The sequence below is a fragment of the Methylobacterium brachiatum genome, from assembly GCF_900113845.1.
Taxonomy (GTDB): Bacteria; Pseudomonadota; Alphaproteobacteria; order Rhizobiales; family Beijerinckiaceae; genus Methylobacterium; species Methylobacterium brachiatum.
Genome location: NZ_FOQW01000023.1, coordinates 77306 through 84187 on the forward strand (window position 1 = coordinate 77306; position 6882 = coordinate 84187).

The 6882-nt window shown below is 67.6% G+C and carries 8 protein-coding genes and 1 tRNA gene; all 9 read right to left on the reverse strand.

What is annotated here, in order from left to right; translation table 11 throughout:
* Positions 1–186: 186 nt before the first annotated feature.
* Positions 187–564: a 50S ribosomal protein L7/L12 gene (rplL, locus tag BMZ47_RS24510; RefSeq protein ID WP_007566046.1), complete on the reverse strand. Its 378-nt coding sequence runs from the start codon at positions 562–564 to the stop codon at positions 187–189.
* A 49-nt stretch (positions 565–613) separates the two neighbouring features.
* Positions 614–1132, reverse strand: a complete 519-nt coding sequence (rplJ, locus tag BMZ47_RS24515; protein WP_007566048.1) for a 50S ribosomal protein L10 — start codon at positions 1130–1132, stop codon at positions 614–616.
* A gap of 642 nt (positions 1133–1774) precedes the next feature.
* The gene (locus tag BMZ47_RS24520) at positions 1775–3418 is read right to left on the reverse strand and encodes a B12-binding domain-containing radical SAM protein (RefSeq protein ID WP_007566051.1); all 1644 of its coding nucleotides are present in this window, start codon (positions 3416–3418) and stop codon (positions 1775–1777) included.
* A gap of 160 nt (positions 3419–3578) precedes the next feature.
* Complete coding sequence (gene rplA / locus BMZ47_RS24525) at positions 3579–4277, reverse strand: 50S ribosomal protein L1 (protein ID WP_007566052.1); 699 nt, start codon at positions 4275–4277, stop codon at positions 3579–3581.
* Between the two features lie 11 nt (positions 4278–4288).
* Complete coding sequence (gene rplK, locus BMZ47_RS24530; RefSeq protein ID WP_007566054.1) at positions 4289–4738, reverse strand: 50S ribosomal protein L11; 450 nt, start codon at positions 4736–4738, stop codon at positions 4289–4291.
* A 222-nt stretch (positions 4739–4960) separates the two neighbouring features.
* Positions 4961–5494 carry a transcription termination/antitermination protein NusG gene (nusG, locus tag BMZ47_RS24535; protein WP_007566056.1) on the reverse strand — a complete coding sequence of 178 codons (534 nt, stop codon included), beginning with the start codon at positions 5492–5494 and terminating at the stop codon, positions 4961–4963.
* Positions 5495–5548: 54 nt separating this feature from the next.
* Complete coding sequence (secE, locus tag BMZ47_RS24540) at positions 5549–5845, reverse strand: preprotein translocase subunit SecE (RefSeq protein ID WP_007566058.1); 297 nt, start codon at positions 5843–5845, stop codon at positions 5549–5551.
* A 185-nt stretch (positions 5846–6030) separates the two neighbouring features.
* A tRNA-Trp gene (locus BMZ47_RS24545) sits at positions 6031–6107 on the reverse strand.
* Between the two features lie 227 nt (positions 6108–6334).
* Positions 6335–6882, reverse strand: a 548-nt coding sequence (locus tag BMZ47_RS24550; protein WP_244536927.1) for an EF-Tu C-terminal domain-related protein, incomplete at its 5' end; no start/stop codon positions are given.

The window sequence follows — 6882 nt, forward strand, 5'->3', positions numbered from 1 at the left end:
TCCCGCGCCGGGCCGTAACGCGCGCCCCGCCGGACCGCGCCACCGAACCGAATCTCTCTGGCCCGTTTCAGGGCCCTCCGCCGAAGCGGCCTAAAGCCCGCGGGTGCTGCACCCGCGGGCTCCAGTCACGACAGGCCCGAAGCGGACCTCCGTGGGGTGATGGGCCGGAACCGGCCCATCGTCGACTTACTTGAGCTCGACCTTGGCGCCAGCCTTCTCGAGCTGGGCCTTGAGCTTCTCGGCCTCGTCCTTGGCGACGCCTTCCTTGACCGGCTTCGGAGCGCCCTCGACCAGGTCCTTGGCCTCCTTGAGGCCGAGGCCGGTGATCGCGCGGACCTCCTTGATGACCTCGATCTTCTTGTCGCCGGCGGCGGCAAGCACGACGGTGAACTCGGTCTGCTCCTCGACGGCGGCGGCGGCGCCACCGGCGGCCGGGCCAGCGGCGACGGCGACGGCGGCAGCAGCCGAGACGCCCCACTTCTCTTCGAGCATCTTGGCCAGGTCGGCGGCCTCGAGAACGGTCAGCGAGGACAGGTCGTCGACGAGCTTGGCAAGATCAGCCATTTTCAATTCCTCTCAGATATCGGTTCGAACGATTGGTTTTTGAAGGGCCTCAAGCGGCCTCGTCCTTGGTGGCGTAGGCCCCGAACACGCGGGCGAGCTTGGCCGCCGGCGCATTGACGACCTGGGCGATCTTGGTCGCGGGCGCCTGTACGAGGCCCACGATCTTGGCGCGCAGTTCGTCGAGGGACGGGAGCGAGGCGAGCGCCTTCACGCCGTCCGGGTTCAGGGTTGTCTTCCCCATCGCGCCGCCGAGAATCACGAGCTTGTCGTTCGTCTTGGCGAAATCGACCGCGACCTTCGCGGCTGCGACCGGGTCGCCGGAATAGGCGAGCAGGGTCGGGCCCTTCAGGAGCGGCTTGATGGAGGCGACGTCCGTACCATCGAGTGCGATGCCGGCGAGGCTGTTCTTGGCGACCTTCACGGTGGCGCCGGCCTGCTTCATCTGCGAACGCAGCTTCTGCATGTCGGCCACCGTGAGGCCCTTGTAGTGGGCCACGACGACGACGGCGCTCTGATTGAACACGCCGTTGAGCGTCGAGACGAGGTCAGCTTTTGCTGTCCGGTCCACTGGGCTCTCTCCGGTTGGCGGAACCCGGTCTCGGGCCCGCCGGTTGCACATGCCGCCCGGACGTCGTCTCGGCCTTCAAGAGACCGGGAACGTCCGAACGACGCTTCGCGGCCCTGTCCCCGCACGTGCCCCTGGGGGCCGCTTCGGGCGAGTTGGTTCAAACCGACACCTCTCTACGGCGTTTGCCGGAGCGAGGCTTTTCCTAAGTTCGGTCTTCCCCGTCTGTGCAGGCTGGTCTTTGATTAAGCCGGCGAACCGGCACCTGCAGTCTCGGACAGGACATGGCCGGACAAGGCTCCGCAGGGCTTGGCGCCCTCTGGATCCTGCCGGCCTTCGCCACCCGGTTGCCCGGGCGACATTTCATGCGGAAACCGGCCGATTGGCCGTCTCCTTCCGTGAGGATGAAATGCGTAAGGCGCGGTGTATAGAGGCTAGGACGCCGCCTGCCAAGGGCTGAAGCGCGACTTTTCCGCCGCAGGCAAGGGCCCGCGGGGGAGATCGGCTTCGGATGCAGGGTCAGTCGGGTTCAGCGCGGCCCCTCATGCTAGGCAAAGGCTCGATCCTGGGGCGCCGGCGCTCCAGGATCGAATCGAGATCGAGGTCGGTGGGGCTTGCCTGGCCCCGCACAGGCGACCCGTTACGCTAGGCCGCCTCGCGCTCCGGTGCCAGCTTGCGCCGGGCATTCTCCCACCACGAGCGCCGCCGCGCATCCTCAGCCTCGGCGGCCTTGGCGGCGTAGAACGAGGCGTTGTGCTCGCCCCGCAGGGCCTCGCGGGTGAAGCGGATCAGGTGGTGGGCGACGAAGCCCATGTTGAACACCGCCTCGATCTGCCCGCGCTTGAGCGCGTAGCCGGCGGCGCTCCAGAACGGCTTGCGGTAATCCGAGAGCAGCCCGACCCGCGTGATGATGTTGAAGCCGAGGATCAGGCCGCGGCGCAGGTTCGTGAAGGTGAGCTTGCCCTTGGTCGGCGTCTTGATCCGGTTCGGGTAGGTGGTCTGGCACTGGTGCTTGAACCGGGAGAAGAGCTGCTCCGGCTCGTAGGCGTGGGCGATCGCCCGGCGCCAGCTCGCCACGACGGTGTCGTGCGGGCGCTTGAACAGCACGTTGGATTCCAGCGCCGCGTCGTGGACCAGCCGGCCCTCGCGCTCCAGCCGGTCCCAGAGCGGGGTCTTGGGCAGGGCCTGGAGCAGGTTGATGGTCAGCACCGGGATCGCCGACTTGTCGATGAAGTCGATCAGGTTCTGCTCCGACTTGTCGCTGTCGGAATCGAGGCCCAGGATGATGCCCGACGTGACTTCGAGGCCGTAGGAATTGAGGGTCTCGATCGCCTCGTACATCGGCACGGCAGCGTTGTGGGTCTTGTCGATGCCCTTGAGCGCGTCCGCCTCCGGCGTCTCGATGCCGACGAACACGGTCATGAAGTTGGCCTGGCGCATCAGCTCGAGGATCTCGGGCTGCTTGGCCATGTTGAGCGTCGCCTCGCAGGCGAACTGGAGCGGGTAGTTGTTCTTCTTCTGCCACTCCACGAGATGGGGCAGCATCTCGCGCGTCGCCTTGCGGTTGGCGATGAAGTTGTCGTCGACGAAGTAGACGACCGCCGGATGCCCGGGCTGGCTGATGATGGCGTCGAGCTCGGCGCACATCTGCTCGGGGGTCTTCAGCCGCGGCTGACGGCCGTAGAGCTGCGGGATGTCGCAGAACTCGCAGCGATACGGGCAGCCGGAGGAGAACTGGAGCGAGCCGATCAGGTAGCGCTTGAGCGGGGCCGCCTCGTAGGCCGGGGCCGGGAAATCCGAGAGCGCCAGCCGCTCGCCGGTCTCGAACACAACCTGCTGGGTCGGCCGGGCGACGTCGGCATCGAGCCGCTCGATCAGCCGGTCGGTGGCGTCGCCGATCTCGCCGACATGGAGATAGTCGAAATCCGGGTATTTCTCGCGTGCCCCGGATACCGAGGGGCCGCCGAGCACGGCGACCTTGCCGGCCGCATGGGCGCGGCGGCCGATATCGTGGATCTGGCCCTCCTGGATATGCATCCCGGAGACGAACACGGCGTCGGCCCAGGCGAAATCCTGGGCGGAGGCGCGCCGGATGTTCTCGTCGATGAAGCGGTACTCCCAGCTCTCGGGCATGTAGGCCGCGATCACCAGGAGGCCCTGCGGGGGCATGAACGCCTTGACGCCGCCCATCAGCGGGTAGGCGTGCGAGAATGTCCCGAACGAGGGCGTGTAGGCAGGGAAGACGCACAGGATGCGTCGGCGGGTCGTGACGGAGACAGTGCTGCGCATGGCGCCTATCTAGCACAGCCGTGCGGGATGGCGCCCCCCTTCAATGCTGAGAATAACGTGATGGATCGAACCGCCGCCGGGAGACTAGGCCGCCGCCTCGCGCACGAAAAACGCCCGGCCGTTTCCGGCCGGGCGCTTCATGAGAGCGATGAGTCGAGGTTCAGGCGGTCAGGACCGTGTTCGGCTCGACCTTCACGCCCGGGCCCATCGTCGAGGTGACGGCGATGCGCTGGACATAGGTGCCCTTGGCGCCCGCGGGCTTCGCCTTGGCGACCGCGTCGGCAAACGCCTTGATGTTCTCGACGAGCTTGTCGGCGTCGAACGAGACCTTGCCGACGCCGGCATGGACGATGCCGGCCTTCTCGACGCGGAACTCCACCGAGCCGCCCTTGGCGCCGGCGACGGCGCTCTTCACGTCCATGGTGACGGTGCCGACCTTCGGGTTCGGCATCAGGCCGCGCGGGCCCAGCACCTTACCGAGACGGCCGACCAGCGGCATCATGTCCGGGGTGGCGATGCAGCGATCGAACTCGATCTTGCCGCTCTGGACGATCTCGAGGAGATCCTCGGCGCCCACGATGTCGGCACCCGCCGCCTTGGCGTCGTCCGCCTTGGCGCCGCGGGCGAAGACCGCCACGCGGACCGTCCGGCCGGAGCCGTTCGGCAGGTTGCAGACGCCGCGGACCATCTGGTCGGCGTGGCGCGGATCGACGCCGAGATTCATCGAGACCTCGACGGTCTCGTCGAACTTCGCGGTCGCCCGCTCCTTGACCAGCTTGATCGCCTCGTCGAGCGGGTAGAGCTTGGTCACCTCGATGCCCTCGCGGGCGGCGCGGATGCGCTTTCCTTCGCGTGCCATGATGTCCTCCCTCAGGCCGTGATTTCGAGGCCCATGGCCCGGGCAGAGCCGCGGATCATGGCGACGGCCGCTTCGACCGAGTCGCAATTGAGGTCGGGCATCTTCTTCTCGGCGATCTCGCGCAGCTGCGCCTCGGAGATCTTGCCGACGGACGGACCCTTACCGGGGGTCTTCGAGCCCGAAGCGGGCTTCTTGCCGATCTTCAGACCGACGGCCTTCTTCAGGAAGAAGGTGACCGGCGGCTGCTTCATCTCGAAGGTGAAGGAGCGGTCCTGATACGCGGTGATGATCACCGGGATCGGGGTGCCCTTCTCCATCTGCGCGGTCTTCGCATTGAAGGCCTTGCAGAATTCCATGATGTTGAGACCGCGCTGACCGAGCGCGGGACCGATCGGGGGCGACGGGTTCGCCGCGCCGGCCGGGACCTGAAGCTTCACGTAACCCGTGATCTTCTTCGCCATGGGATGACTCCCAAACTGCGTCCGCCGCCGGGCTGCCTAAGCGCGGGCGGGTCGGACGATTGCAGGTCGCGGTGCGATCCGTGGATCCCGGAGGCGAGGCCGGGCAGATCTTCCGCGGGTGAGACCGCCCCCGCGCGGGGTGCGGCCGCTTCGCGGCCGATGCTCAGCACCGGCCGGAAGAGGATGGGCGGCCGGAGACCGACCGCCGAAATCCGATGTCGCTCAGGCCTTCTCGACCTGGGCGTATTCCAGCTCCACCGGGGTGGCGCGGCCGAAGATCGACACGGCCACCTTGAGGCGGGAGCGGGCCTCGTCGATCTCCTCGACGGTGCCGTTGAAGCTCGCGAACGGGCCGTCGGCGACCCGGACGGTCTCGCCGATCTCGAACGCGATCGACGGCTTCGGCCGGTCGACGCCCTCGGCGACCTGGCCCTTGATCCGCTCGGCCTCGGCGTCGGGGATCGGAACCGGCTTCGACTTGTCGGCGCCGAGGAAGCCCGTGACCTTCGGGGTGTTCTTGATGAGGTGGTAGACCTCGTCGGTCAGGTCGCACTTCACCAGGACGTAGCCGGGGAAGAACTTGCGCTCGGCATCGACCTTCCGGCCGCGGCGCACCTCGACGACCTTCTCGGTCGGGACCATCACCTCGTCGAACAGCTCGGTCAGCCCGCGCTGGGCCGCCTGGTCCTTGATGGACTGCGCGACCTTGTTCTCGAAGTTCGAGTAGGCGTGGACGATGTACCAGCGCTTCGACACGGTTCCGTTCAACTCCGACAAGTCCGCGAGGTCTCCCCCGATCGATATCGCCCTTCAGAGGCCGAGCACGAGGCCGACCACGAAGCGCAGGGCCTGGTCGACCACCGTGAAGAACAGGCTGGTGACCACGACCATCACGAACACCATGATGGTGGTGATCGTGGTCTCCCGGCGGGACGGCCAGGTGACCTTGCGGGCCTCGTCGCGGACCTGGGAGAAGAACTCGCCCGGGGTCACGCGCTTCTGCGGCACCTTGGCGGGCGTGGCCGGACGGGCCGGCGGCGTGTTCGCGGGACCGCGAGCTGCGCCGCGCGCCACATCCACCTTCTTGGTCGCTTCGTTCGATGCCATGGCGCCAGTGTTTTTTGCGTGCGCGAGCCCGAGGCAGGGCCTGCTTCCGGGAACGCGAACATCCGGCGCCGAGGGCCTGGACGGGCCCGCACCGACGGTCGCTTCAGATCTCGGATTGCGCCCGCTCTAGCGCAACTCCGCCGGCTTGTCGACCGGGGCGACCGCGCGGGGTTGGGTGAGATATCTGGCAGGAGTGGAGGGACTCGAACCCGCAACCTCCGGTTTTGGAGACCGGCGCTCTGACCAGTTGAGCTACACTCCTAGCGTCCCGCCAAATGCCCGATCGCGGCGCCGCTTGCAAGAGGTTTGCGACCGCTTTGCCAGGACTTTCAGGGGGCTGAGGCCCGAAACCGGTGGCCAAACCGGCGGCGATGACGGGTTCGGCGGGCGGGTGCCCGACGCGACGACGCCGGCCTCCGCGGGGACGGAGACCGGCGCCGGTCGCTTGACGGTCAGCCGGCGGCCCGACGGGTCGGGCCGGGCGAGACCTCAGTCGTTGATGGCGGCGACGACGCCGGCGCCGACGGTGCGGCCGCCTTCACGGATGGCGAAGCGCAGCTTCTCCTCCATGGCCACCGGCACGATCAGCGTGACGTCCATGGTCACGTTGTCGCCCGGCATCACCATCTCGGTGCCTTCCGGCAGCTCGCATACCCCGGTCACGTCCGTGGTCCGGAAGTAGAATTGCGGCCGGTAGTTGGTGAAGAACGGCGTGTGGCGACCGCCCTCCTCCTTGGTCAGGATGTAGGCCTCGGCCTTGAACTTGGTGTGCGGCTTCACCGAACCCGGCTTGCACACGACCTGGCCGCGCTCCACGTCCTCGCGCTTGGTGCCGCGCAGCAGCACGCCGACGTTGTCGCCCGCCTGGCCCTGGTCGAGCAGCTTGCGGAACATCTCCACGCCCGTCACCGTCGTGGTCGTGGTCGCCCGGATGCCGACGATCTCCACCGTCTCGCCGACCTTGACGATGCCGCGCTCGACGCGACCCGTCACCACCGTGCCGCGGCCCGAGATCGAGAACACGTCCTCGATCGGCA